Annotated in this window: 23 protein-coding genes; 5 read left to right on the top strand and 18 right to left on the bottom strand. The window is 43.2% G+C overall.

Going from position 1 to position 26,410, the window contains the following annotated elements; all coding sequences use genetic code 11:
• Positions 1–37 precede the first annotated feature (37 nt).
• Positions 38–547 (bottom strand): dUTP diphosphatase, encoded by a 510-nt coding sequence (locus IGI71_RS00115; protein ID WP_060791698.1) that lies wholly within the window; start codon positions 545–547, stop codon positions 38–40.
• A 189-nt stretch (positions 548–736) separates the two neighbouring features.
• Here IGI71_RS00115 and proB point away from each other — a divergent pair, with 189 nt between their 5' ends.
• Positions 737–1,552, top strand: coding sequence for a glutamate 5-kinase (gene proB / locus IGI71_RS00110; RefSeq protein ID WP_008376761.1), 816 nt, complete (start codon positions 737–739; stop codon positions 1,550–1,552).
• Entirely contained in the window at positions 1,549–2,793 is a 1,245-nt protein-coding gene (locus IGI71_RS00105; protein WP_221692654.1) for a glutamate-5-semialdehyde dehydrogenase, read from the top strand. Before proB ends, IGI71_RS00105 begins: the two co-directional genes overlap by 4 nt.
• Before the next feature lie 103 nt (positions 2,794–2,896).
• Here the strand turns inward: IGI71_RS00105 and IGI71_RS00100 are convergent, their stop codons facing one another.
• Entirely contained in the window at positions 2,897–3,298 is a 402-nt protein-coding gene (locus tag IGI71_RS00100) for a DUF4809 family protein (RefSeq protein ID WP_010748477.1), read from the bottom strand.
• 150 nt (positions 3,299–3,448) lie between these two features.
• Between IGI71_RS00100 and IGI71_RS00095 the strand changes: the two genes are divergently transcribed.
• Positions 3,449–3,652 carry a hypothetical protein gene (locus IGI71_RS00095; RefSeq protein WP_010748476.1) on the top strand — a complete coding sequence of 68 codons (204 nt, stop codon included), beginning with the start codon at positions 3,449–3,451 and terminating at the stop codon, positions 3,650–3,652.
• A 55-nt stretch (positions 3,653–3,707) separates the two neighbouring features.
• Here the strand turns inward: IGI71_RS00095 and IGI71_RS00090 are convergent, their stop codons facing one another.
• Entirely contained in the window at positions 3,708–4,526 is an 819-nt protein-coding gene (locus IGI71_RS00090) for a ZIP family metal transporter (RefSeq protein WP_005232914.1), read from the bottom strand.
• Between the two features lie 208 nt (positions 4,527–4,734).
• On the opposite strand from IGI71_RS00090, the gene IGI71_RS00085 reads away from it, so the two are divergent.
• Complete coding sequence (locus IGI71_RS00085; RefSeq protein ID WP_005226380.1) at positions 4,735–6,357, top strand: ABC-F family ATP-binding cassette domain-containing protein; 1,623 nt, start codon at positions 4,735–4,737, stop codon at positions 6,355–6,357.
• A 100-nt stretch (positions 6,358–6,457) separates the two neighbouring features.
• On the opposite strand, the gene IGI71_RS00080 is transcribed toward IGI71_RS00085, so the two are convergent.
• The 6 genes from IGI71_RS00080 to IGI71_RS00055 form a co-directional block, all read right to left on the bottom strand.
• Positions 6,458–7,333, bottom strand: a complete 876-nt coding sequence (locus tag IGI71_RS00080) for a DegV family protein (protein WP_430616019.1) — start codon at positions 7,331–7,333, stop codon at positions 6,458–6,460.
• 140 nt (positions 7,334–7,473) lie between these two features.
• Entirely contained in the window at positions 7,474–8,766 is a 1,293-nt protein-coding gene (locus IGI71_RS00075; protein ID WP_005232916.1) for an adenylosuccinate synthase, read from the bottom strand.
• 247 nt (positions 8,767–9,013) lie between these two features.
• Positions 9,014–10,384, bottom strand: coding sequence for a replicative DNA helicase (gene dnaB / locus IGI71_RS00070; protein WP_005226374.1), 1,371 nt, complete (start codon positions 10,382–10,384; stop codon positions 9,014–9,016).
• Between the two features lie 108 nt (positions 10,385–10,492).
• Positions 10,493–10,945, bottom strand: a complete 453-nt coding sequence (gene rplI, locus IGI71_RS00065) for a 50S ribosomal protein L9 (protein WP_005226371.1) — start codon at positions 10,943–10,945, stop codon at positions 10,493–10,495.
• Between the two features lie 15 nt (positions 10,946–10,960).
• Positions 10,961–12,409, bottom strand: coding sequence for a DHH family phosphoesterase (locus IGI71_RS00060; protein WP_005232918.1), 1,449 nt, complete (start codon positions 12,407–12,409; stop codon positions 10,961–10,963).
• A gap of 309 nt (positions 12,410–12,718) precedes the next feature.
• The gene (locus IGI71_RS00055; protein WP_167826582.1) at positions 12,719–14,215 is read right to left on the bottom strand and encodes an RNA-binding domain-containing protein; all 1,497 of its coding nucleotides are present in this window, start codon (positions 14,213–14,215) and stop codon (positions 12,719–12,721) included.
• A 748-nt stretch (positions 14,216–14,963) separates the two neighbouring features.
• Here IGI71_RS00055 and IGI71_RS00050 point away from each other — a divergent pair.
• On the top strand, positions 14,964–16,265 hold the full coding sequence (locus tag IGI71_RS00050; protein ID WP_201705159.1) for an ISL3 family transposase: 1,302 nt from the start codon (positions 14,964–14,966) through the stop codon (positions 16,263–16,265).
• A gap of 61 nt (positions 16,266–16,326) precedes the next feature.
• On the opposite strand, the gene rpsR is transcribed toward IGI71_RS00050, so the two are convergent.
• The 9 genes from rpsR to dnaA all read right to left on the bottom strand — a co-directional run bounded on the left by rpsR (position 16,327) and on the right by dnaA (position 26,410).
• Entirely contained in the window at positions 16,327–16,563 is a 237-nt protein-coding gene (gene rpsR / locus IGI71_RS00045; protein WP_005226367.1) for a 30S ribosomal protein S18, read from the bottom strand.
• 23 nt (positions 16,564–16,586) lie between these two features.
• Complete coding sequence (ssb, locus tag IGI71_RS00040; RefSeq protein WP_005226365.1) at positions 16,587–17,111, bottom strand: single-stranded DNA-binding protein; 525 nt, start codon at positions 17,109–17,111, stop codon at positions 16,587–16,589.
• A 43-nt stretch (positions 17,112–17,154) separates the two neighbouring features.
• Complete coding sequence (rpsF, locus tag IGI71_RS00035; RefSeq protein ID WP_005226363.1) at positions 17,155–17,454, bottom strand: 30S ribosomal protein S6; 300 nt, start codon at positions 17,452–17,454, stop codon at positions 17,155–17,157.
• Between the two features lie 263 nt (positions 17,455–17,717).
• The gene (gyrA, locus tag IGI71_RS00030; RefSeq protein WP_010748472.1) at positions 17,718–20,243 is read right to left on the bottom strand and encodes a DNA gyrase subunit A; all 2,526 of its coding nucleotides are present in this window, start codon (positions 20,241–20,243) and stop codon (positions 17,718–17,720) included.
• 23 nt (positions 20,244–20,266) lie between these two features.
• The gene (gyrB, locus tag IGI71_RS00025) at positions 20,267–22,216 is read right to left on the bottom strand and encodes a DNA topoisomerase (ATP-hydrolyzing) subunit B (RefSeq protein ID WP_005226359.1); all 1,950 of its coding nucleotides are present in this window, start codon (positions 22,214–22,216) and stop codon (positions 20,267–20,269) included.
• Between the two features lie 5 nt (positions 22,217–22,221).
• Entirely contained in the window at positions 22,222–23,334 is a 1,113-nt protein-coding gene (gene recF, locus IGI71_RS00020) for a DNA replication/repair protein RecF (protein WP_010748471.1), read from the bottom strand.
• A complete protein-coding gene (gene yaaA, locus IGI71_RS00015) occupies positions 23,321–23,560 on the bottom strand; it encodes a S4 domain-containing protein YaaA (RefSeq protein ID WP_077453248.1) in 240 nt (79 codons plus the stop codon). Before yaaA ends, recF begins: the two co-directional genes overlap by 14 nt.
• Positions 23,561–23,782: 222 nt before the next feature.
• Positions 23,783–24,913, bottom strand: a complete 1,131-nt coding sequence (dnaN, locus tag IGI71_RS00010) for a DNA polymerase III subunit beta (protein WP_005226354.1) — start codon at positions 24,911–24,913, stop codon at positions 23,783–23,785.
• Positions 24,914–25,072: 159 nt separating this feature from the next.
• The gene (dnaA, locus tag IGI71_RS00005) at positions 25,073–26,410 is read right to left on the bottom strand and encodes a chromosomal replication initiator protein DnaA (protein ID WP_015508676.1); all 1,338 of its coding nucleotides are present in this window, start codon (positions 26,408–26,410) and stop codon (positions 25,073–25,075) included.

Here is a 26,410-nt window from a genome sequence, read left to right as displayed (position 1 = left end):
CTCCACTACTTCTATCAAAAAGACCCCCAGGCAGGATTTACTGATTCGAGGAGCCAAAGCCGCCGGTTCGGCTGGCAGTGGTTGTATCTTGATCAGCTTTTAAGAACGGCAAGAAAATTCCTTGGCCGATCCGTTCGCCTTTTTTAATGACGACATCTGTGGGGCCGAAATTGGTAAACTGAAACATGATATGCCCTTCATTATCTGGATTGTCATAGTAATCGCTGTCGATGACGCCGACACCATTCGTCAAGACTAAGAAACGTTTCAAAGGATTGCTGGAACGATTTGTCAGCTGCAAATACTCGTCTTCCCCCATATAGGCTTTGATCCCCGTGGGAACCAAGGTTGGCTTCAATTGTTTTGCGGTCTCTTTTGCAAAAAGCGCTTTGACCCCGTCGATCACGCCCGCTTTCCAAATGCTTGGCACCACGATTTCTTCCGCTGCTTCAAAGTCGTAACCAGCCGCATGATGGGTGGCACGTTGAGGCAAGGTGATGCTTTTTTCTCTATATGCTGTAATAATTTCAAATCCTCGTAATTTCATGGGTTCCTCCAATAATAAAACATATAGCTATTTTAGCATAGGAAGAACTATTTTCTTCATGGAAAACACAATTATCGAAAAGTCTTTACAATTTCTTCGTTTAAAAATAGACCAAAAAGAAAAAAGGACATGACGAAACGCCCGTTTGCGAGTACAATAGAAAAAATATCAAAAAATAGGCGGTGGCATATGCGCGCAGATCTTTCAAACAAAAACCGAATCGTTGTAAAAATCGGCACCAGCTCGTTGATTTATCCCAATGGTGCCATCAATCTAGCTGGCATCGATGAATTAGCCTTTGTCTTAGCAGCTTTGCAAAACCAAGGCAAAGAAATCATCTTAGTTTCTTCTGGTGCGATCGGTGTTGGCATGAACAAGTTGAATTTGAAAGAACGACCCGTGGAGATCCCGCAGCAGCAAGCCGTGGCCGCCGTTGGCCAATCGGAACTGATGACGATCTACAACCAGCGTTTTCAAAGCTATAGCCAGCAGACTGCACAGATCCTGCTGACCAGAGACATCATCGAATTTCCCCAAAGCCGTCAAAACGTTAGCAACACCTTAGAGCAATTACTTACGATGGGGATCATCCCGATCATTAATGAAAACGACACGGTAGCAGTGGATGAATTGGATCATCTCACCAAATTCGGCGACAATGACCAGCTGTCAGCGATCGTCGCTCAGTTGACGAAAGCCGAGCTTTTGATCATGCTTTCTGATATCGACGGCTTTTATTCCGCCAATCCGCTGAATGATCCTGATGCCGTTTTGTATTCCGAGATCAATGAAATCACCCCAGAACTTTTAGAACAAGCTACGGGAAAAGGCAGTCCTTATGGAACCGGCGGTATGACCAGTAAACTAAAAGCCGCCCAACGTATCTTAGACTTGAACAGTCACATGCTGCTGGCTAACGGCAAGCAGCCGAAAATTATTTTTGACTTGCTCGCAGGGGAACCTGTCGGCACCCACTTTTATCAACGAACGGAGGATGAGCAATGAGCAACTTGCAAACGATCGGTCAACAAGCTCAAGCAAGCGCCCAGACATTAAGCTTACTGAGTGCCAGCGAAAAAAACCACCTACTGGCAGCGATGGCCGATGCTTTAGAAAAAGCTACCGAGACGATTTTAGCTGCTAATCAACAAGATCTAGCCGCCGCAAAAGCCAAAGGAACCAGCCAGACAATGCTGGATCGACTGTTGCTGACAGAACAACGGATCACCGAGATGGCTAACGGCATCCGAGAAGTCGCCCAATTGCCCGACCCAATCGGTGCCGTGGATAAAATGTGGCGCAATGCTGACGATCTTTTGATTGGTCAACAACGAGTGCCTTTAGGGGTCATCGGCATCATCTACGAAGCCCGCCCTAATGTCACCACTGACGCAGCTAGTCTGTGTTTCAAATCAGGAAATGCCGTGATTTTGCGTGGTGGAAAGGAAGCCTTCCACTCCAATCAAGTCCTCGTGACTATTTTACAAGAGGCATTAGCTGCCAATGGACACTCCCGCCATGCGATCCAGTTTATCGAAGACACGAGCCACGAAACAGCGGCTGAGCTGATGCGGCTGACAGATTACTTGGATGTTTTGATCCCTCGGGGAGGCGCCGGCTTGATTCGTCGTGTCAAAGAGACCGCCACGGTGCCAGTGATCGAAACCGGCACCGGCAACAATCATATCTACATCGACCAAGCAGCCCAGCTGCCGATGGCACTGGCGATCGTCACGAATGCAAAGACTCAACGCCCTTCTGTCTGCAATGCCATCGAAACGATCCTCGTCCATGAAGCAGTGGCAGCGGAGTTTTTGCCTATGGTAGAACAGCAGTTTGCCGATCAAGTCGAATTGCGAGGAGATCAAAAAGCGTTGGCGTTTTTAAACAATGCACAGCTTGCCACTGAAGAGGATTGGGCAACCGAGTTTTTAGACTATATCTTAGCGATCAAAGTGGTGACTTCGCTAGAAGAAGCCATTGCTCACATCAATCGCTACAATACGAAGCACTCCGAAGCGATCATCACCGATGATTATTTCGCTTCCCAACGCTTCTTGAAAGAAGTTGATGCGGCGGCGGTTTACGTCAATGCCTCGACCCGTTTCACCGATGGCTTTATGTTTGGCTTTGGTGCCGAGATCGGCATCTCGACGCAAAAACTCCATGCCCGTGGGCCAATGGGGTTAGAAGCACTGACTTCTACCAAATACATTATTTATGGCGAAGGCCAGATCCGTAAGTAACGATACGAAAAAACAGCCACTTGCTGTCATGACTTCCAATAGTTAGACTAAAAAGCTAACTTTAAAAGGTCGGTACATGCGCAAGCGGCTTTTTTTCGTCCTCTTATGCTTGTGCAGCCCGCAGAACGAAGGAAATCGGTTCGATGCCAAACAATTCTGTCAGCACTCGATTGGTTGTGGCAAAGACGTCAGCTTCGCAACTCTTTTTCGGACAAGAAATCGTCTGTCCTTTGCTGGAAAACGTATCCTGACGGCTGCCCTCTACGAAAATTACTTCTTGCGTTCCTTTTTGATAGATCAATCCTTCGTCTTCTTCTAATAATAAGCGCGTCTGCCACTGATTGATCTGGGCAATTGGCATCACCAATGCAGCAGCATCCAAGTTTTCTAACGAAAAACTACGACCATCCGGCAGCTGCAGCGTGAAGGTATTGAGTTCATAAGGCAAACAGGCATTGCACCCTCCTTCTGTGATGACTTGGCTCGTGAGAATTTCTGCATTCATTCTTTTTGACTCCTTTCATGATTCATTCATGTTTAGTTTATCACAAACCTATGGCCCACGGCGGAGCAATTATTCCGTCTTAAGTTGGATGTGTTTCTTTTTCTTTCTTGTTATGCTAGGGATAAGAAAAAAAGTCTAGGAGGAGTCACAATGAATACAGAAAGTTTATTAGGAAGAATCGTTACTGTCGTGGCAGTTTTAATCGCAGCATCCCTTGTTTTATCCGTTGTATTAGGCATTATTGGTGGGCTGATCGGATTGGTCTTCCGTTTCGGGATTCCTTTGCTGCTAGCCGTTTTGATCGTTCGCTGGTTAACATCGATTCGCCAAAAGCCAAGAAAATATTATCGTTAATTACAAGTAAATCAAAAACACCTGACTTTTGGAAAGTCAGGTGTTTTTTTATCGATCAGCCTAATGCTACATCTAAAACCATCATTAAGATAAAGCCTAGCATGACGCCAAAGACCGCAAAATGGCGGCGACTAGTCAAGGTTTGCTGCGCTTCTGGAATCAATTCTTCCACCACTACATAGATCATAGCACCCGCTGCAAAAGCCAACGCATACGGCAAGACAGCGGACATACTCGTTACCAGCAAAGCTCCGATCACACCGGCGATCGGTTCTACGATCCCGGACGCTTGCCCATACATAAAGGCCTTGGTTCGGCTTAACCCTTCTTGGCGCAAGGGGATCGAAACGGCTGCGCCTTCTGGAAAATTTTGGATCCCGATTCCGATCGCTACCGAAAGCGCCGCTAAGATCGCTGCTCGCGGGTCATCGGCACTAGCCGCCGCCCCAAACGCTACCCCTACCGCCAAGCCTTCTGGGATATTATGCAGCGTGATGGAAAAGACCAGCAAGATCGTTCGCTTCAAATGACTGGGCAAACCTTCTGTTTCATGATTCGGACCAAAATGCATATGCGGGAGCGTCTTATCTGCTGCATATAGAAACAAACCACCCAAACCAAACCCGATGCTGACCACAAGCCACGGAATGTCGCCATTTTCTTCGGCTCGTGCGATCGCAGGATCTAATAACGACCAGAAACTAGCAGCGATCATCACGCCAGAGGCAAACCCCAGCATCGTATTCAGGACATTTTTATTGATTTCTTTGAAGAAAAAGACTAGCGCTGCCCCAAGCGCCGTCATACCATACGTAAAGATCGTCCCCGCCAACGCTTGCTGCCATGGCGACAATCCAACCAACCAATCCACCATTCGTCTGCTCCTTTGTCTAACTATTCTACCAATACTCTAGCATAGGAAGCCGTCAGGTTCTACTAGGAAGGCAGCAGCAGCCAAAATTTTTCTTTCACCAGCCCTAAGCCTTTCCTGATGAAATCCTCGGCTTTACTTGAAAGTTTCAACATTCATCGCTATAATGCTAGGAGACTCCATGTCAATTTATATAAAGTGAGGAAAAGAATTGATTACAGTAAGTGATGTAAGTTTGCATTTTTCAGACCGCAAACTGTTTGATGATGTTAATATTAAGTTTACGCCTGGTAATTGTTATGGTTTGATTGGTGCAAATGGTGCTGGTAAATCAACTTTTTTAAAAATTTTATCTGGTGAGATCCAACCTTCAACCGGGAATGTGTCTTTAGGTCCTGATGAACGGATGGCTGTCTTGAAGCAGAACCACTATGATTACGAAGAGTTTCCAGTGATCGAAACGGTCATCATGGGCCATAAACGTCTCTACGAAGTGATGAAAGAAAAAGACGCGATCTACATGAAGGAAGACTTTTCTGATGAAGATGGGATTCGTGCCGCCGAACTAGAAGGCGAATTTGCGGAACTTGATGGCTGGGAAGCAGAGCCCGAAGCCGCTGTTCTTTTGCAAGGCTTGAACATTCCCGATGAATTGCATCATGTCTTGATGAAAGATCTAACTGCTGGTCAACGGGTGAAAGTCTTACTGGCACAAGCCCTTTTCGGTAAGCCAGACGTCTTGCTCCTAGATGAGCCTACCAACGGATTGGATATCCAATCTATCAACTGGTTAGAAGAGTTTCTGATCAACTTTGACAACACCGTCATCGTTGTTTCCCATGACCGCCACTTCTTAAATAAAGTTTGTACCCATATGGCCGATCTAGACTTCGGCAAAATCAAATTGTTTGTCGGCAACTATGATTTCTGGTTGGAATCAAGCCAATTAGCTGCGAAATTACAATCCCAATCAAATGCCAAAAAAGAAGAGCAGATCAAAGAACTGCAAGACTTTATCGCACGCTTTAGTGCCAATGCATCAAAATCCAAACAAGCAACATCTCGGAAAAAAATGTTGGATAAAATCACTCTTGATGATATTCAACCTTCGTCTCGCCGCTACCCGTTTGTCGGTTTTAAACCAGAACGTGAAATCGGGAATGACTTGCTGCAAGTCGACAATGTCAGTGTGACGATCGACGGCAAAAAGATTTTAGACAATATCTCTTTCACCTTGAACAAAGACGACAAAGTCGCTTTTGTTGCCAATAGCGATATCACCACCACAACGCTATTCAAAGTCATCATGGGGGAAATCACTCCTGATACAGGTAGTGTTCGTTGGGGCGTGACCACGCAGCATGCGTACTTGCCAAAAGATACGACCAGCGAATTTGATACGGATACCCCGATCGTTGATTGGTTGCGTCAATACGCAAGCAAAGAAGAAGACGACAATACCTTCTTGCGCAGCTTCCTAGGTCGCATGTTGTTCTCTGGTGACGAAGTATTAAAACCCGTCAATGTTCTTTCCGGGGGCGAAAAAGTTCGCTGCATGTTGTCGAAAATGATGCTTTCAAAAGCCAACGTACTGGTATTGGATGATCCAACCAATCACTTGGACTTAGAATCGATCACCGCATTAAACGATGGCTTGATGGCCTTCACCGGCTCATTGTTGTTTGCTTCTCATGACCACCAATTTATTCAAACCCTTGCGAACCGTATCATTGCGGTCTCTAGCAAAGGCGTGGTGGATCGTGCCGAAACGACCTACGATGAATTCTTAGAAAACAAAGATGTCCAAAAACGCGTAGCAGAAATGAATCAATAAGCTGCTTTTGAAAAAAAGAACGCTCCAGTTGCCCGCCACCAAGGCTGCAACTGGAGCGTTTCTTTTATTTTGTCTAGGTGCTTCGGGTATTTTTGGCAGGTTACGCTTGTTCTAAACGGGCTTTGCCGAATGAAAACAGCGCCAAGCAGCCGTAGCCGGTATGACTGGAGATCGTTGGACCTAATGGATAATGATGAATAATAATGTCAGGAACTTTTTCGGTCAAACGTTTGATGACTTTCTCCGCCGCTTCGGCATCGCCAGCATTGGCAAAATAAACCGTATTGGTTTTTGATTCGTGAAGATTGGCGATGGTTTGATCCACGATTTTTTGGATCGCTTTGTTGCGTCCCCGCACTCGATCAACGCTGCGTAATTTTCCCGCAGTATCGACGGTAATGATTGGTTTCACGTTCAGCAATCCGCCGATCGCTGCCGCCGTTTTAGAGATTCTGCCGCCGCGTTCCAATTGTTTTAAATCGTCGACGGTGACCCATGAATCTAAACGCAGTTTGTTTTCTTCTACCCATTGGCTGACTTCTAGCAACGAACGTCCTTGGGCTTTTTGTTGGGCTGCTTCAGCCACTAAGAAGCCTTCGCCTAAACTCGCAGAGCGCGTATCGATCAAGGTGATCGCAACTTCTTTGTATTCTTCTTTTAGTAAGGCTACGGCTTGGACGGCACTTTGGAATGAGCCGCTCATTCCTGAAGAAAAACCTAAATAAAGGACCGGTGTGCCCGCTTCGACATACGGCCGAAAATACTCCATATAACGTCCGACATTGATTTGAGAAGTTGTCGGCTGCGCATGTTCTTTTAGTTTTCCTAAAAAACATTCCGTATCAAATTCTTTGCCCATATCATCGATATATTCTTTGCCGTCTAATTCGATCAGCATCGGAATATACGCAACATCTAGCTCCGCTAATCTTGCTGCTGGTAAATCACAGCAGGAATCTGTCATGATTTGAAACATGGTTTCACCCCTCTCGTTACCCCCTATTATAGCAAAAAAAGAACAAGACAGAAGAAATTCTCATCAAAAGCAGCCAAACTTATCGTTGACTGCTTTTGACACAGGAGTTCTTCGTCTTGTTCTGAAGCTTTTGTGTCAGATTAGATTTGCGCCCAAACACTTTCTAAAATGTTGGTTTGGCTGCGGTCTGGTCCTACCGAGAAGGTCGAAATGCGGACACCGACTAATTCAGAGATGCGGTGAACGTAATTGCGTGCATTTTCTGGCAGATCTGCTAATGTTTTGCAGCCAGTAATGTCTTCAGACCAGCCAGGAAGTTCTTCGTAGACTGGTTTGCAGCGGTTCAACTCTTTCAAGCTTGCTGGGTAATGATAGATCAATTCACCATCTAGTTCATAAGCGGTACAGATCTTCACGGTTTCTAAACCGCTCAAGACATCGATCGAGTTAAGGGATAGGTTTGTAATCCCTGAGACCCGTTTTGAATGGCGCATCACGACGGTATCAAACCAGCCCACACGGCGAGGACGTCCTGTCGTTGTTCCGTATTCACGACCGATCTTACGAATTTGTTCACCTGTTTCATCAAACAGTTCCGTTGGGAAAGGACCATCTCCTACCCGAGAGGTGTAAGCTTTGCAGACACCAACGACTTTGTTGATTTTTGAAGGGCCCACACCACTACCGATGGTGACACCTCCAGCAACGGGGTTGGATGACGTTACGAAAGGATAGGTTCCTTGGTCGATATCCAGCATCACGCCTTGTGCCCCTTCAAATAAAACCCGTTTGCCTTCATCTAAGGCATCGTTAAGGATCACCGAAGTATCCGTCACATATTTTTTGATTTGTTGGCCATATTCGTAATACTCTTCAAAAATGTCTTCAAAGGCGATTGGCTCTGCGTCAAACATTTTCACGAATTGACGATTTTTTTCTTCTAAGTTGATACGCAGACGTTCTTCAAAAATTTCTTTGTCTAAAAGATCAGCGATCCGAATGCCGACTCTGGCAGCTTTATCCATATAGGCTGGTCCAATCCCTTTGATCGTCGTACCGATCTTGTTGTCACCTTTGGCATCTTCTTGCAGCTGATCCAAATGGATATGGTAAGGTAAAATAACATGAGCACGATCAGAGATCTTTAAGTTTTCTGTTATTATATTGTTTTCTTTCAAGTATGCTAATTCTTTAACTAATGATTTCGGGTTCACAACGACCCCGTTTCCAATGACACTGATTTTATCTGCATAAAAGATCCCAGAAGGAATCAAATGCAGTTTATAGGTCACACCGTCAAATTTAATCGTATGGCCGGCATTGTCTCCACCTTGATAACGTGCAATGACTTCCGCGTTTTCACTCAAAAAGTCCGTAATCTTTCCTTTACCTTCATCGCCCCATTGTGTACCTACTACTACTACAGATGACATATAATGACCTCTTTCTTTAATTAGTGCATTCCTTAAGTATTGTAACAAGATTCGCAAGCTCTTTCAATCTAAAATCGAATAATCGTTTTAAATTCTCATTTTTCAGGGGTAAAAAACGAACTATTTTCTTCTCAATAATTATTTATACACGTAAAAACGAATAAAGTCAGCACATAAAAAAAGCCCTGCTGCCATCAGCGCAATGCAGGCGGCAGCAGGAGCCTTGGTTTCTCACATCGTTGGTGTCTTACCCGAACTCTTCTCGCGGCGAGACCGAGGAGAACTTATTGTATTCTTTGATAAATAGAAGTTCGACGGTCCCCCGGGCACCACTCCGGTTTTTCTCGATAATGACTTCGATCACATTGTTGTTTTGTTGTTCTTCTGGTTCATCGTCATCGTCGCCTTCGCTGCGGTAGTAGTCATCTCGGTACAAGAAAGCAACGATATCGGCATCCTGCTCGATCGATCCTGATTCCCGAATATCACTTAAAACAGGACGCTTGTCTTGTCGTTGTTCCACACCCCGAGAAAGCTGAGACAGTGCGATCACTGGCACTTTTAATTCCTTCGCCAGTTTCTTTAATTGGCGAGAGATCTCAGAGACTTCTTGTTGGCGGTTTTCGCGACCCGTTCCTTCAATCAGCTGCAAGTAGTCGATCAAAATCAAGCCGAGATTGCCTTTTTCTTGCGCCAGTTTCCGACAACGTGCCCGAATCTCAGAGATCTTGATCCCAGGGGTATCATCGATATAGATATTGGCGTTAGAAAGACTGCCCATGGCAACGATCAAATTCCGCCACTCTTCTTCTGAGAGCTGCCCCGTCCGCAAGTGACTGGCCTCAATCGAGCCTTCCGCACAAAGCATCCGGTTGACCAATGATTCAGCCCCCATTTCCAGACTAAAGATCGCCACGGAACGATCGGTTTTCGTTCCGACATTTTGCGCGATATTCAAGGCAAATGCGGTTTTCCCTACCGCGGGACGGGCAGCCAGAATAATCAGCTCTTCTTTTTGCAGCCCCGCCGTCATTTTGTCTAAAGCCGCATAACCCGTAGGTAATCCGGTGATTTCTTCGTTGTTTTGCGCCAACTGATCGATCGTTTCGATCGTCCGATTCAAGACTTCCGCTATCGATTGGAAGCCATTGCTATTGCGCTTTTCGGATACTTCTAAAATACTTTTTTCTGCTTGATCAATGATCGACTGCACATCTTCATCTTGTTCAAAGCCTTTGGTTACGATACGGCTCGCTGTTTGGATCAGATTGCGTAACGTGGCTTTGTCGTCAACGATCTTCGCATAATAAGCAATACTTGCTGCTGATGGTGAAGCTTGACTCAATTCAGTCAGATACGTCAGGCCGCCAACATCTTCAAGACTGTTGCTTTTTTCAATTTCTGCTTTCAACGTAATCAAGTCGATCGATTCACTACGGTCGTTCAACTGGATCATTGCTTGAAAAATTATTTGATGGCTGCGGCGATAAAAATCTTCTGGGGCGATTACTTCCATTGCATCGATGATCGCATCGGCATCTAAAAAGACTGCCCCTAGGACCGCTTGTTCCGCTTCAATATCTTGTGGGGGAACTTGATTTTGCCAAACTTCATTCATGCCATTCGCTCCTTCGTCCATTCATTCTACAAGATTCCCATCCAAAGTACAAGATTGCTTGGATGTTTGCCGAAAAAAACCCCAACATGTGACTGTTGGGAGTAATGCTTATTCTTGGATGGTATGAACATTGATCGTTGCCGTTACTTGTGGGTGCAATTTTACAGGTACTTGCGTAAAGCCTAATGCACGGATCGGCTGATCCAATTCGATTTTGCGTTTGTCGATCTTGATTTTGTATTGCTTGTTCAAGGCATCGGCAATTTGTTTTGATGGGATCGAACCGAACAAGCGGCCATCTTCCCCTGCTTTGGCATTGATCTTCACAACGGTTTCTTCCTTTTCAAGAAGTGCTTTTAACTCTTTCGCTTCTGCTAAGACTTCTGCGTCTTGTTTTTCTTTGGCTTTTTGTTTGCCTTTTAATTCTGCCATGCTTTCATTGTTGGCAGGTTTGGCTAAGTTGTTTTTGATCAGAAAGTTTTGTGCGTAGCCATTAGGGACTTCCTTGATATCGCCTTTTTTGCCTTTGCCTTTGACATCTTGTAAGAAAATAACTTTCATCTTGGTCACTCCTTGTTATTGTTCATTTTTCGTTAATTCCGCTCGCAGCTGGTTTTCTACATCACCAATGCTGCTGTTCTTTATTTGCGTGGCTGCGTTGGTAAAATGTCCGCCGCCGCCTAATGCCTCCATCAAGGTTTGTACATTGACTTTACCAGTGCTTCTAGCACTGATACCGATCAAATCTCCTGGTTGTTTCGTAATGACAAATGCGGCATGGATCCCGTTGATCGATAGCAGAGTATCGGCCGCTTTCGCAACGGTGACACTATCGTACACCCGATCTTCATCCGCTGCAGCAATCACGATATCTTCTCGGAAATGCTGGCTGCGAGAAACCAGTTCACTGATCATCAAATAGGAATCGAGATCCGTACTCAACATGTATTGAACCAATGACGTATCTGCGCCTTGGTTTTTCAAATAACCAGCAATATCAAAGGTCCGACCAGTGGTTCGCACCGTGAAGTTCTTCGTATCCACGTAGATGCCCGCTAATAAAGAAGTCGTAATAAATTTCGGGACTTGCGATCTGCGAGAAGCACGATACTGGATTAATTCTGCTACCAGTTCCGATGCCGAAGACGCGGAAGATTCAATATACGTCAATAGTGGCTTATCGGGAAACTCATCCCCGCGACGATGGTGATCGATCACTGCGATTTTGTCAAATTCATCATAGACCGCTTGCGAGATCGACATCGATGGCTTATGGTAATCTACCATCACTAGCACACTTTCTTCATTTGATAAATTAACTGCTTCTTCCCCAGTGATCACAAATCGTTCCAGCTCGGGGTATTTTTTCAATTCTTCCAATGCCCGCTGAATGTCGGCGGTGATCTCTTTTGGATTTAAAATGATGTAGCATTCTTTGTCGCTCATCATCGCCATGTAAGCCACCCCAAAAGCCGAACCTAAAGCATCCATGTCCGGGTAACGATGACCCATGATAAAGATCCGCTGGTTTTCAGCAAAAATCTTTCTCAACGCCGTACTCATGGCACGAGAACGAACACGCGTTCTCTTCGGCGTACCATCCGTATTACCGCCAAAGAATTGCGGTTTTGCTTCTTCTTTGGCTTCTTTTAAAACGACTTGATCGCCGCCACGAACTAACGCAATGTCGAGATTGTTTTGTGCCACTTCACCAATCTCTTCAAAAGACTCTTCCCCATAGGAGATTCCCATACTGATCGTTAATGCCAGATCATTTTTTTCCGCAACTTGCCGTACTCTAGTCAAAAATTGGAATTTTTCTTCCTTCATCCGCTCAATATCTGAATACTTCGCGACGAAAAGAAACCGCTCGGAATTGATTCGTTTGTAAAAAACATGATTCTCACTTGCCCAATCAGAAATCAGTGTCGTGATCAGCGAGTTCAAATAAGAAACTTGTTTGTCGTCTTTTTTCTCAATCAAATCATCGTAATTATCAATTGAAATCAACCCAATTGCTGCCATCTTTTTTACCCCTCAATGTATCATCCCATTTTTTTGAAGCTTTGTTCCTTATTTTACCACAAAACAATCAAATAGGCGATTGATGCAAAAAAGTTCCACGTGAAACTTTTTTGGTGAACCAACCAGGAAAAAATTTCTATCATTCGTTATTCTATCTATATATAAAATAACAATTTACTCTTCGATGGATAAAAAAATTGACAAGCTTCAAAAGAAACTTGTCAATGAAAATCATTTGATTTATTCGTCTCGCAAAACCTAATTTCATATTTACTATACTCACAAACAAATCGCTTCAATTACTTTCATTTAGTTAATGTAATAATTTTCTAAACTTTTCATAATGTGTTGAAGCTGAGCTAATTTCTCAGATGTTCCTTCTACAAGTGCATATTTTGTTGATCTTCCTTTTCCTTCTTGCGAAATCAAATTTTTCTCAATCAATACTTTAATTCCCTCGGTTACATAATATCTACTTAAACCTGTCTTTTTTTGTATTTCCATACTAGAAATACTATACCCAGCTTGCATTATACACTTATATACACTTTTTTCCTCTACAGTTAATTCTGGATGAGCTTCAGCAAGGTCTATTTTCCATATTTTTAAACATGTTTTTTCGTTTTCGGATAGGATATCTGGCATCTTTAATTTGTTTTTAGCCGCGGATTGGACAATTTTAGGACCTCCCGTGCCCGCACGTTCACATAGGCCAACTCTTCTAAACAAAGTTGTGATCGTATTATTCCGAGGCTGAGAATCTCCACCTCGAATAAATTCTTCTATCGAAATTTTCATTTCACCAGGATTTTCAAAAATATAAAAGCCTCTATATGCCTCTATTCGAATTGATTTCTTACAAAAGTAATCTGCATGTATAAGTGCATTTGCCAAAGCTTCCCTCAATGCGATACCTATGTCATTAGTTGAGGAATTTCGAGTATAATCGTTCGTTAAATCAAATTTGTCTTGAATGGTCATTCGTAATTTTTCTAAAACGATTTGAAAAAAAGAAAATACATTCAGATCCGGATAATTTGGATCACCAGTTGCTACTCTGTCGCTCCACCGATCACTCGATCCAGTTCGATTAAAGTAATCTAAGTGAAAATGCGGTATATAGTCTACAATAGAACTATATTTTCCAAAGAATAAGAGCCCACCGACAGTCAGTTGATAGTCAATCTTTTCTAGATTCTCTCTATTTCTTTTCATCGCACCTATATCGATTAAGAGCTCTTGTATCCCCATATCAATGTATTGGGAATCCTCATTGTTACCAATCAATAATCTTCGATAATTTTCTATAGAGGCTTTATTTAAATCATTTATATCATACCTCGGTAGGGTATCAGAATCTAGATCTCTTTCTGAATTTCTGAGCATATACTTTAATTCTTCTGGTGTAGCTTTGTAGTCACCGTCATTTTTTCTTTTGTAAGTTTGTCTTAGATCCCTATTGATATGGATTGGTTTTTTCGAAGCAGGCGCTGCTGGAACAAGTATTTCAATGACAGCTTTCTCATCAAAATACCTTACATTAACTTGTCTCTCAGAAATTAGGTTATAGCTTACTTTCCTATCATCTTGTAGAGAATTAAATAGTTCTTTTTTCACTTTTTCTACATTTTGAACACCCGTTATAGAAAATACACCCGGTTCTGTTTCTGAAATCCCTAAAACAACCATACCACCTTCTGTGTTTGCGAAAGCCGAATACGTTTCCCAAAAATCTTTAGGTAATTGTTTCATTGATTTTTTATACTCGATTTGAGCGCCTTCTGGTTTTAAAGTAAATTGCACCATACCTTCATTCCTTTTCTGTTAATCTGCAGATTATCTGCAGATTAACCACTATTTTCTGCAGATTATCAACTACTATATATCCTACGATAAACCATGATAACATACCATATATTGTGTTTTTTTAGAAAATTTATTTTAAATATCCTTTATTCTCTGCAAATTAGCTGTTTTTTCTGCCGATTATTTTCTATTTCATGAAATTCAGTTATTATCTTCATAAAGAATGTACATTAAAACTGGTAATTAATCAATGGGGGTATTTTCAATGATAAGAGTATCATGGATCATACAAAAGCTGTTAGCTACTCTTTATCTTTCATCCATTCTAGGATCTATAACCAATTGCTTGATTGCAATAGGTACCGCTGCTATTGTTGTGTATTGCACGCAAAGAAGAACTGTCTATAAAGATTATAGCAAGTAGCTTTATGAGAATGTATTAAGATTGCAGAAAATTCGATAGAGGCGCAGTAAAAATGAAACAAAAGAACACCTTATACAGATGATTCCTCAAACAATCTTGCCTTCGCTACGTTCCGATTTTAATGTAAAAAAATTGACAAGCTTCAAAAGAAACTTGTCAATGAAAATCATTCGATTTATTCTGGTTCTACAATATTTAGTGTTGGTGGAAAATCTACGGATTTTCTACTGACACTTTTTTTGTAAAAAAAGATAGAAAAAGAGATAGCCTAACTGGTAGAATTTAGTCGACTAAAACAAAACCACACCAAGAAAGGATATCTCCATGGATCATTGTACTAGAAACTTGTTAGGTTTAACAGATGAAAATTTATTCTTCGAAGAAGAATGGTTAGAGACTATAGAAGAAGAGGGGTTTCGCACCAATCTTATCCATGCCAAACTTAGCTATATACCAAGCCATTGCCGTAAATGTGGTATCAAAAATGAAGGACGAATCATCAAGAATGGCTCACATAAAACAAAAGTCCAACTTTTGCCTTATCGAGACATCAAAACAGAATTACGCTTGGTACGTACGCGCTTTTACTGTAAAGAATGTCAGTCGACATTCAACGCTCAGACCAATTTGGTGGATGAAAACTGCTATCTTTCAAAGGAATTAAAGGTTCAAATTGCCTTGGAACTGGCGAAGAATACAACAAGAAAAGAAATTGCCGATCGCTATTTTGTCTCTGACGTAACCGTTCTGCGTGTCCTGCACACCTGTTTAAAAACGTATCATCCTCGTTTTGATACATTACCTTCGGTCCTTTGTTTTGACGAGTTCAAATCGATGAAGTCCTGCAGTGGAAAAATGAGTTTTGTCTTTATGAATGGGCAGACCCAGCAATTAATCGGTGTATTGGAGAATCGTCGCCTGGCTTTCTTAAAACCATATTTCCTTAAATTCACTCGAAAAGCACGAGCGAACGTGAAATACGTCGTGATGGATATGAATGCCCCTTATTTTGAACTTGTAAAGGCGGTCTTCCCAAACGCCAAAATCGTGACCGATCGCTTTCACATTGTCCAACAAATCACTCGTGCGTTAAATCAGTTGCGAATTAAAACAATGAATAGCTTTCAAAAAACGGAACCGACAAAGTATCGACGATTGAAGCGATTCTGGAAATTACTCCTTAAACATGCCTATGATCTGGATAGTTCCAATTATCAATATGATCGATCCTTTCGTAGACCAATGACGCAAAAAGCGATCGTCGATGAGCTTTTGAGTTATGACGAGCAATTAACAAGGGCTTACGAGACCTGTCAGCTCCTCCTCTATCACTTTAAACACAAGGACAGCCAAAGCTTTTTCGATACGATCAACAGCTTAGATCAACGCCTCCCACAATGGTTTTGTAAGAAGCTGACGTTTTTAAATAAATACAAATTAGGGATTCAATATGCTTTAAAAACCAGGTATAGTAATGGTGCATTAGAAGGAACAAACAACAAGATAAAAGTGATAAAACGAGTAGCCTACGGCTATCGAAATTTCCATAACTTTCGAGCAAGAATTTATCTCATTCAAGGCTTGATCTTCCAAGTAAAACAAAAACCAGTTAAGCACTCTGCCTAACTGGTTATGACTAAATTTTCAGTTGTATCTTTCTCTACCAACACTAAATGTCGAAGAGCCTTTATTCTTCGCCTACGAATGGAAGTAATCCCATGATACGCGCACGTTTGATTGCAATGGTAAGTTTGCGTTGGTTTTTCGCACCAGTACCAGTTACACGACGTGGTAAGATTTTACCGCGTTCTGAAATGAAACGTTTTAGTAATTCAATATCTTTATAATCGATATGTTCAATATGGTTTGCAGCAATGTAGTCTACTTTACGACGTTTGCGTCCGCCTCTTCTTTGTTGTGCCATCCTATTTCCCTCCTATCAATTTCTTAGAATGGTAAATCATCGTCTGAAATGTCGATTGATGAGTTTCCGAATGGATCGGAGTTGTCTCGATCAAAATTAGGCATTCCTGATGGTTGAGAGGATTGAGTTTGATTTGAGTTATTGTTACCAAATCCAGAAGAACTGTTTGAGTTATACGTATTGTTACTGCCAGATCCGCTATCAGTTGTGCGTCTTTGCTCGGAAGCATTCCGCGACTCTAATAATTGGAAGTTGTCAGCAACGACTTCTGTTACATAAACACGTTGGCCTTGTTGGTTGTCGTATGAACGGGTTTGAATACGTCCAGTAACCCCTAATAAAGTTCCTTTGCGTGCATAGTTTGCTAATGTTTCCGCTGGTTTTCTCCAAATAACACAGTTGATGAAATCAGCTTCGCGCTCTCCACTTTGGTTGGTAAAATTGCGGTTTACCGCCAAGGTAAAGGTTGCGACACCAGTGCCATTAGAAGTGTAACGTAAATCAGGATCTTTGGTTAGTCTTCCTACTAGTACAACATTATTAATCAAAGTTCATCATCTCCTCATCGCTTTTGTTTCATGTGAAACAATATTATGCTTCTTCTTTGACAATCATGTGACGGATAATGTCATCATTGATTTTCGCAAGACGGTCAAACTCGTTGATTGCACTTGCAGTTGTTGAAGAAGAAACTTTAACGATGTGATAGATACCCTCACGGAATCCATCCATTTCATACGCTAGACGGCGTTTTTGCCAATCTTTTGATTCGATAACTTCAGCGCCGTTATCAGTTAAGATTGAGTCAAAACGAGCGATCAATGCGGCTTTTGCTTCTTCATCAATGTTTGGACGAATGATATATAAAATCTCATATTTCGTGTTTTCCATTGATTTTTCACCTCCCTGTGGACTTTGGCCCCTAGTTTTCTAGGAGCAGAGAGAGTGGTCTAATTAGACTACTCACAAATAATTATTATACACTTTTTTCGTCCCTACTGCAAGCTATTTTTTTGCGTCCCTGCATCTACCCATCACCGCAAACAATCGCTTACACTGATAAATACGTCAGCTGCTGCCGATTTTTTGAAAAAGAGTAAGAAGACAGCAAGCTGCAGGTTCGCAGCTTGCTGTCTTCCTAGAAAACGTATTGCTTATTCTTGTGTATCCGTGGTGTCTTCCGTTGCTTCTTCCACAACTGGTACGTCTTGTACCGCTGTTTCTTCAGCAGTCGCTAGTTCTTCTTCGACTTCTGGTTCAACCGTTGCCATCGTCACTACTTTGGCATTGTTTTCCATCTTCATCAAACGAACCCCTAAGGTTGCCCGACCCGTTTGGGAAACAGTCGCTACATTGAAACGAATCAAGACGCCTTTATCGGTGATCACCATGATGTCTTCCTCACCGCTGACCGTCGTCAAGCCGGCTAATGGACCGTTTTTCGCCGTAATGTTGGCTGTTTTGATCCCTTTTCCACCCCGACCTTTGATTGGGTATTCAGAGCCTTTGGTACGCTTGCCATAGCCGTTCTCAGTGATGACCAAGACCTCACTGTCTTCTGTGATCACAGCGGCGCCTACCACGTAGTCTCCGTCTCTTAGACGAATGCCTCGCACACCAGCAGCTGTTCGGCCCATATCCCGCACAAGCGCTTCTTTGAAGGTCACAGAGTAGCCATCGTGGGTTCCGATGATCACGACATCTTCGCCGTGGGTTTCAATTACATTGACCAACTCATCATTTTCCCGAAGACCGATCGCAATCAGACCATTGGCACGGATATTTGAAAAGGCCGTCACTGAGGTCCGTTTGACCACACCTAGACGCGTCGTGAAGAACAAGTAGCGTCCTTCTTGAGGCCCACCAGAAGCCGAAATGATCGCTTCGATCCGTTCGCTAGAATCGATCCCTAGGAGATTGATCACAGGGATCCCTTTGGCTGCCCGACCATACTCAGGAATTTCATAGCCTTTGGCTTTGTAAACTTTCCCTTTATTGGTGAAGAACAGTAATGTGTCATGAGTCGAACAAGAAACCAACGTCTTCACGAAGTCTTCATCGTGGATCCCCATTCCTTGAACGCCACGTCCGCCGCGGCGTTGTGCACGGAATTCAGACTTAGCTACTCGTTTGATGTACCCATTGTTCGTCAAGGTAATGACGATTTCTTCTTCTTCGATCAAATCTTCATCTTCAAGACTTAAGACTTCCCCAACCAATAATTCAGTCCGGCGATCATCACCAAAGCGTTGGCCTAATTCTTGCAACTCCGTTTGGATGATCTCTAGGACTCGTTGTGGATTTGCTAAAATGTCTGTCAAATCAGCGATAAATTCTAACAAGCCTTGGTACTCGTTTTCGATCTTGTCGCGTTCCAAACCAGTCAAGCGACGCAAACGCATATCTAAAATCGCTTGCGCTTGGCGATCGGACAATTTGAAGCGCTCCATCATGCTATTTTTCGCTTCATCATCAGAATTTGATGCCCGGATCAAAGCAATGATCTCATCGATATGATCCAATGCGATCCGTAATCCTTCCAAGATGTGGGCACGAGCTTCTGCTTTGTTTTTATCAAACTGTGTCCGACGAGTCACCACTTCTTGTTGGTGCTCGATGTAGTTTTCTAAAATTCGTTTCAAGCTCAAAATCTTCGGCACGCCTTTTTCAATGGCTAACATATTAAAGCCAAAAGAAGATTGCAGTGCAGTCATTTTGTAGAGATTGTTTAAGATCACCGACGCACTGACGTCGCGACGAACGTCGATCACGATCCGCATGCCTTCACGAGATGATTCATCCCGCAGATCGGTGATTCCTTCGATCCGCTTGTCACGGTGCAGCTCAGAGATCCGTTCGATCAACTTCGCTTTATTGACCATATATGGCAATTCAGTCACTAAGATCCGTTCTTTGCCGTTGGGCATTTCAGTCACTTCGACTTTTCCGCGAACAGTGATCGACCCTTTCCCTGTTTCATAGGCACGGCGAATACCGGATTTTCCCATGACGATCCCGCCAGTTGGGAAGTCTGGTCCTGGTAGGACTTCCATCAATTCACTCGTTGTGACTTCTGGATTTTCCATCAATAGATCGATGGCGGCAATGACTTCATTCAAGTTATGAGGCGGGATATTGGTCGCCATCCCAACAGCGATCCCAGTCGTCCCGTTGACCAAAAGGTTCGGGAAGCGGGCAGGTAATACCGCTGGTTCTCGTTCTGTATCATCATAGTTGCTTTGGAAATCAACGGTATCTTTGTTGATGTCCCGCAGCATCTCCATCGCCAGTTTACTCATGCGGGCTTCGGTATACCGCATCGCAGCGGCACCGTCACCATCGACTGAACCAAAGTTTCCATGGCCATCGACTAGCATGTAGCGATAGCTAAAGGGCTGTGCCATCCGCACCATTGATTCATAGATCGCACTGTCCCCATGGGGATGGTATTTCCCCATGACATCGCCGACGATCCGGGCTGATTTTTTATGGGGCTTGTCTGGTGTGACCCCTAATTCATTCATTCCATATAAAATTCGGCGGTGAACCGGCTTTAAGCCATCCCGCACATCTGGTAAAGCCCTAGCAACAATTACACTCATTGCATAATCGATAAAGGACTCGCGCATTTCACTGGTCAGATTGACGTCATGAATATTTTGTTTTGCTTCTTCACTCAAGCTGTTTCCTCCTCTACGATTGGCTAGATGTCAAGATTTTTCACGTAGTGCGCGTTTTCTTCGATAAAGGCCCGTCTTGGTTCGACGCGATCCCCCATCAGCATTTCAAAAATTTGATCGGCTTCTATGGCATCATCTACGCTGACCCGCAGCATCATCCGGTTTTCAGGGTCCATCGTGGTTTCCCATAACTGGTGGTCATCCATTTCCCCTAGACCTTTGTAGCGTTGAACCGTTGGTTTTGGTGTCGCAGGCAGTGATTCAATCGTATTTTTCAAATCTTGTTCGGCATTCTTGCCGGGTTGGATATAGTGGATATTTTTCCCTTGTTTGACACCGTACAATGGCGGTTGTGCGATATAGACATAACCAGCTTCAACGATTGGACGCATATAACGATAGAACAGCGTCAAAAGCAGGGTCCGGATATGGGCACCATCGACATCGGCATCGGTCATGATAACTAGCTTGTGGTAACGGGCTTTTGCTACATCAAAATCAGCACCAAACCCAGTTCCCATTGCCGTAAACAATGAACGGATCTCTTCGTTTGCTAAGATTTTGTCCATGCTGGCTTTTTCGACATTTAAAATTTTCCCACGGATCGGTAAGATCGCTTGGAATTCGCGACTGCGGCCTTGTTTTGCTGAACCGCCGGCAGAATCTCCTTCGACGATAAACAATTCGCATTTTTCTGGATCATTACTGGAACAGTCAGCTAATTTCCCAGGTAAGTTACTGATTTCTAACGCACCTTTTCGGCGAGTCATTTCCCGGGCACGTTTGGCTGCTTGACGGGCTTTTGATGCCAAAAGTCCTTTTTCCACGACTTGACGACCCACATTCGGGTTTTCCATCAAGAATTTCGTGAAATGTTCCGAAAAGAGACGATCGGTGACTGTCCGCACTTCCGAATTTCCTAATTTGGTTTTCGTTTGTCCCTCAAACTGAGGATCTGGATGCTTGATAGAGATAACTGCTGTCAATCCTTCCCGAACATCTTCTCCGGTTAGGTTTTCATCGTTTTCTTTCATCAATTTTGACTTGCGGGCGTAATCGTTGATTACCCGTGTCAAGGCAGTCTTAAACCCGAATTCATGGGTTCCGCCTTCATAGGTATGGATGTTGTTGGCAAAACTCAACAGGTTGCTGTGGTAGCTATCGGTATATTGCATGGAAACTTCAACCGTGATTCCTTGTTGTTCTCCTTCTAAGTAGATCGGATCTGGGAAAATCACTGTTTTACTCGCATTCAAATGCTCCACATAGCTCTTGATCCCGCCATCGTAATGATATTCTTTCAAGACGGGTTTTTCTTCCCGTTTGTCTTCGATCGAGATTTTTAAGCCACGGTTCAAGAAGGCTAATTCCCGAACCCGTGTCGCTAATTTATCAAAATTGAATACGGTTGTTTCCGTAAAGATCTCTGGATCTGGAACAAAGTGGACGGTCGTTCCGTGGCGGTCGGTTTCATCGATCACTTTCAAGTCATCAACGACTGCCCCACGATGGTATTCTTGATAATACACTTTGCCTTCTTTATAGACTTTTACGTCTAAAGTCGTGGATAACGCATTAACGACGGAGGAACCTACCCCGTGCAGTCCACCAGATACTTTGTAGCCGCCACCGCCGAATTTCCCGCCGGCATGCAGGATCGTAAAGACGGTTTCTACCGCTGGACGGCCTGTCTTGGCTTGGATATCAACGGGGATCCCCCGACCGTCATCGACGACCGTAATACTATTATCTGGTTCAATGATCACTTGAATACTTGAGGCAAAGCCTGCTAGTGCTTCATCGATCGAGTTATCGACGATTTCCCATACTAAGTGGTGCAAACCTTCTGAACTGGTAGAACCAATGTACATCCCAGGTCGTTTGCGGACGGCTTCTAGTCCTTCCAGCACTTGGATCTGACTGGCATCATAGGCTTTTGCACGTTCAACTAAGCTTTTTTCTTCTTCTGTCATTCAGTCTATTCTCCTTTAATATGTCCTTGCTCTACATAAAAAATCTCTGCTTCCACAGACATTTTGTCTTTCACATGTTCTAATGTCGTCGTTGTCAGAAAGGTCTGAACTTTTCCTTCAATGGTCTCCAATAAATGCAGTTGTCGGGAATCATCCAGCTCACTCATGACGTCATCTAATAAAAGGACGGGATATTCCCCCGTTTCTTCTTTCATCAAATCGATTTCTGCCAATTTAACACTTAAGGCGGTCGTTCGCTGCTGTCCTTGCGAACCAAAGGTCTGAACATTTTTCTCATTGATCAAAAAATCCAGATCGTCTCGATGGGGACCTGCCAACGTGACTTGCCGAAATCGTTCACGGTCTTTGACTAGTGCCAAGGCTTTGACAAATTGCTGTTGGATCTCCTCCAGCGTACTCGCCTCACCAGGCACATTCGATAAGTAGTCGATCTGCAAGGTTTCTTTTCCTTGGCTGATCTTTTGGTGCAGCTGATTTGCCCAATACGCCAAGCGCTGAACAAATCGTTGTCTGGCTAAAATGATTTTACTGCCGAAAGCCACCAGCTGTTCCGTTAAAACATCTAAATAGATCTCATCGGTCTGTTTTTTTTCATTCAGCTGTTTTAAGTATTGATTGCGCTGTTTCAAAACGGATTGGTATTGAACGAGATCATAAAGATAGATTGGATCGATCTGCCCTATTTCCATATCGAGAAATTTGCGGCGGACTTGGGGACTTCCTTTTACAAGGGAGAGGTCTTCTGGAGCAAATAAAATGACATTCAACTGCCCTATGTAACTACTGAGCTTTTTTTGCTCAATGTGGTTTACTTTCGTTTTTCGTCCTTTTTTTGACAAAAACAGTTCTAACGGGATCGTTGAGCGTCCCCGACTGACACTGCCAGAGATCCGCGCCCCTTCTGTGTCCCAGCGGATAAGCTCTTGCTCGCTGGAGGTGCGGTGGCTTTTGGTCATCGCCAATACATAGATGCTTTCTAAAATATTGGTTTTTCCTTGCGCGTTTTCGCCTAAAAAAATGACCAGACCTTTCTCAAAAGTCAGTGTCAGCGAATCATAGTTCCGATAATTGCTTAAATGCAACTCATTCAGCCGCATCGGCGTCTTCCTTCTTCACCATAAAAAAAGTACCTTCATCAGGTAGCTCAATACGCATTCCCGCATACAATTTGCGCCCTCGTCGATTTTCTGGCTCGCCGTCGACAAAAACGGTGTGCTCTGCAAGGTACCATTTCGCTTGGCCGCCGCTGCTGATCACACTGACTTCTTTGAGCATTTGTCCAAGTGTCATGTATTCCGTTTCTAACGGTATTTGCATTTTCATAATTCCCCTCAATTCTATCAAAGAGCGTTTAGCTCTATTATACTCTTTTTTTGCCAAGAAAACAAATTCATCGGCATATTTTTCATTCTCAGAAGACTTACTGCTTTTAGACAAAAAAGAAGCCAAAATAGAAAAAAGGGCTTAAAAACGATTTTAAGCCCTTTTAACTCATTTATTCATTTTCAGATGATTGTTTCAACTTTTTTCAAAAGATATGAAAAACTAGTTGGTTCGCACCGGTGTGATCAGCTGGATAAAGCTGCCTTTGCTCTCTGTTGGCTCCAATGTAAAGGGACGGATCGCTGAGATAAAGCGGATCACGATACTCGTGTCACCAAAGGCTCGGAGTGCTGCTTTCATATAGTCAGGATTGAAAGAGATCTCTAATGGGTCGCCGGTCACTTTTTCAAAAGAAAGATCTTCTTCGACTTTCCCGATTTCTGGTGAGTTTCCATATAAGACAACGGCTTCTTCGGAGATCGCCAAACGAACGATGTTGTTACGGCCTTCATGAGAAAGCAATGACGCCCGTTCGATGGCTTGTAACAATTCTGGGACAGAAAATTCAATCTCAGTATTGAAGCTTGAAGGAATCAGACGGTTGGTATCTGGGTAAGTTCCTTCCAATAAACGAGAATAGAATTTCATGGTTTTCGTTTGGAACAACACTTGGTTATCCATAATGCTGATTTGGATCGCTTCTTCTTCATCTGTTAAGGAACGAGAAAGTTCCGTTAAGCTTTTGCCAGGAATCACGATGTTGAAGGCTGTTTCTCCGCTTTCCAATGGAATCACCCGTTGGCTCAAACGGTGTGAGTCCGTCGCAACAGCTAATAATTTTTGATTTTCTAAGACAAAGTGAACCCCAGTCAAGATCGGACGGCTTTCGTGTTGCGAAACCGCAAAGACTGTTTCACTAACAACCTTATTCAATACGTGCGCTGGAATCTCGATCGAATCTTGACTTTCGACAACTGGTAAATGTGGATAACTATCGGCATCCAAGCCGTTGACGGTAAAGTTGGCTTTTCCAGAAGTGATCGCTACTTGATTATTGTCTAATACTTCTAAGGTTAAGGTACTTTCAGGCAAACGACGAACGATTTCACTGAAGAAACGTGCTTGTAAAACGATCGCTCCTGTTTTTTCGATTTGCATTTGCGCTTTTTCGTTTTCCACACTTAAAAAAGTTTCAATGGAAATATCGGCGTTGCTCCCAGTCATGGTCAATCCTTTTTCTGAAAGGGATAATTTTACTCCAGTTAAGATCGGGATGGTGGTTTTGGTTGAAATCGCCCGTTGGACAGTTTGTAATTCTTGCATGAACTCTGTTCGGTTTAAAGTTAGCTTCATAGCGATACTCCTTTAATTTATAGTTATTAAATAAAAGTAATAGTAGTAATAGGCTTGTTAGTAATGTGGATAACTCGAGAAAAGAGTGATTAGACTAACGAAAATGCCTGTGAATAACTTGTGGACAACTTTTTTGGTTCTTCTTTTCTTATCCACAGATCAGCTGAAGAGGATTTGTTTGATTTCAGCGATCTCATTTTTGATCGTGGGATCTGTTTCGACTAAATGCTGAATTTTTTCATGGGCATGAATGACCGTTGTATGGTCTTTGCCGCCAAATTCGCCGCCGATTTTTGGTAAAGAACTATCGGTCAGTTCTCGAGAGAGATACATCGCGATCTGCCGTGGGACCACGATGCCTTTGACCCGTTTTTTCCCTTTTAAATCATTGACATGAATGTGATAGTATTTTGCGACTTCTTCTTGGATTTGCAAAATCGAAACTTGGGTCGAGCCATGGCTTGATTTCAAGGCTTTGATGGCTTCAGCTGCCAAGCTCGTTGTAATGTCTGAGTTTTGCATCGTAGCAAAAGCTTGCACCCGCACGAGTGCTCCTTCAAGTTCTCGGATATTCGAATCGATCTGCCCAGCGATATAACTTAAGGTATCGTCGGGGATCTCCAAGCGTTCGGCTTCGGCTTTTTTCCGCAAAATCGCAGTCCGCGTCTCTAGATCCGGCGGGGTGATATCAACGGATAAGCCCCAAGCAAAACGGGAAACCAAACGTTCCGGCAAAGTCGGGATCTCATTTGGCAAACGATCACTTGTCAGGACGATCTGTTTATTATTGCGATACAGTTCTTCGAAGGTATTAAAGAATTCTTCTTGGGTTCCTTCTTTATTGACTAAGAATTGAATATCATCCACCAGCAAAAGATCAACATTGCGGTATTCGTTTCGAAAATCTTCCATTTTGTTCTTTTGAATAGAAGTAATGAAATCATTGGTGAAATTTTCACTACTAACGTACTTGATTTTGGCATTGGGACGTTTCAGCAACATTTGATGACCGATCGCGTGCATCAAGTGGGTTTTCCCTAAACCAACGCCACCATAGAAGAACAGCGGATTATAAATAGACCCAGGATCTTCTGCAACAACTAAAGCAGCAGCGTGGGCCATCTGATTGCCTTTCCCGATGACAAAGGTATCAAATGTGTATTTTTCATTTAAGATCGATTTCGGCGGCCGCTCGTTTTCTTCTGCAGCTGTTTGAATAGTAGAAGGGGCTGTTTTTAAAGCTTCTGCTTCTTCGACAGTCACAAAACTAGGAATCAATTCTTCACCAGTTTTCATAAATCCCATTTCAACAATTTTGGCAGCTAGATTTTTTTCCCAATAAGATTTATGAAGATCGCTGGGTACTTCGATCAGCAGCTGATTTTTTTCAAACGACAAGACATTGGCAGTCTCGATCCAAGCACTATAACTGGCCGGATTCAGCTCTTCTTTAAAGGAACGTTGAAGATCTTGCCAAATAGAATCAGCAGATGGCAT

The organism is Enterococcus sp. DIV1279b, from assembly GCF_050531515.1.
In the GTDB taxonomy this organism is placed as follows: domain Bacteria; phylum Bacillota; class Bacilli; order Lactobacillales; family Enterococcaceae; genus Enterococcus_D; species Enterococcus_D casseliflavus.
Note: the sequence above shows the minus strand (reverse complement) of the source record. Positions and strands in the feature narration are given on the sequence as shown.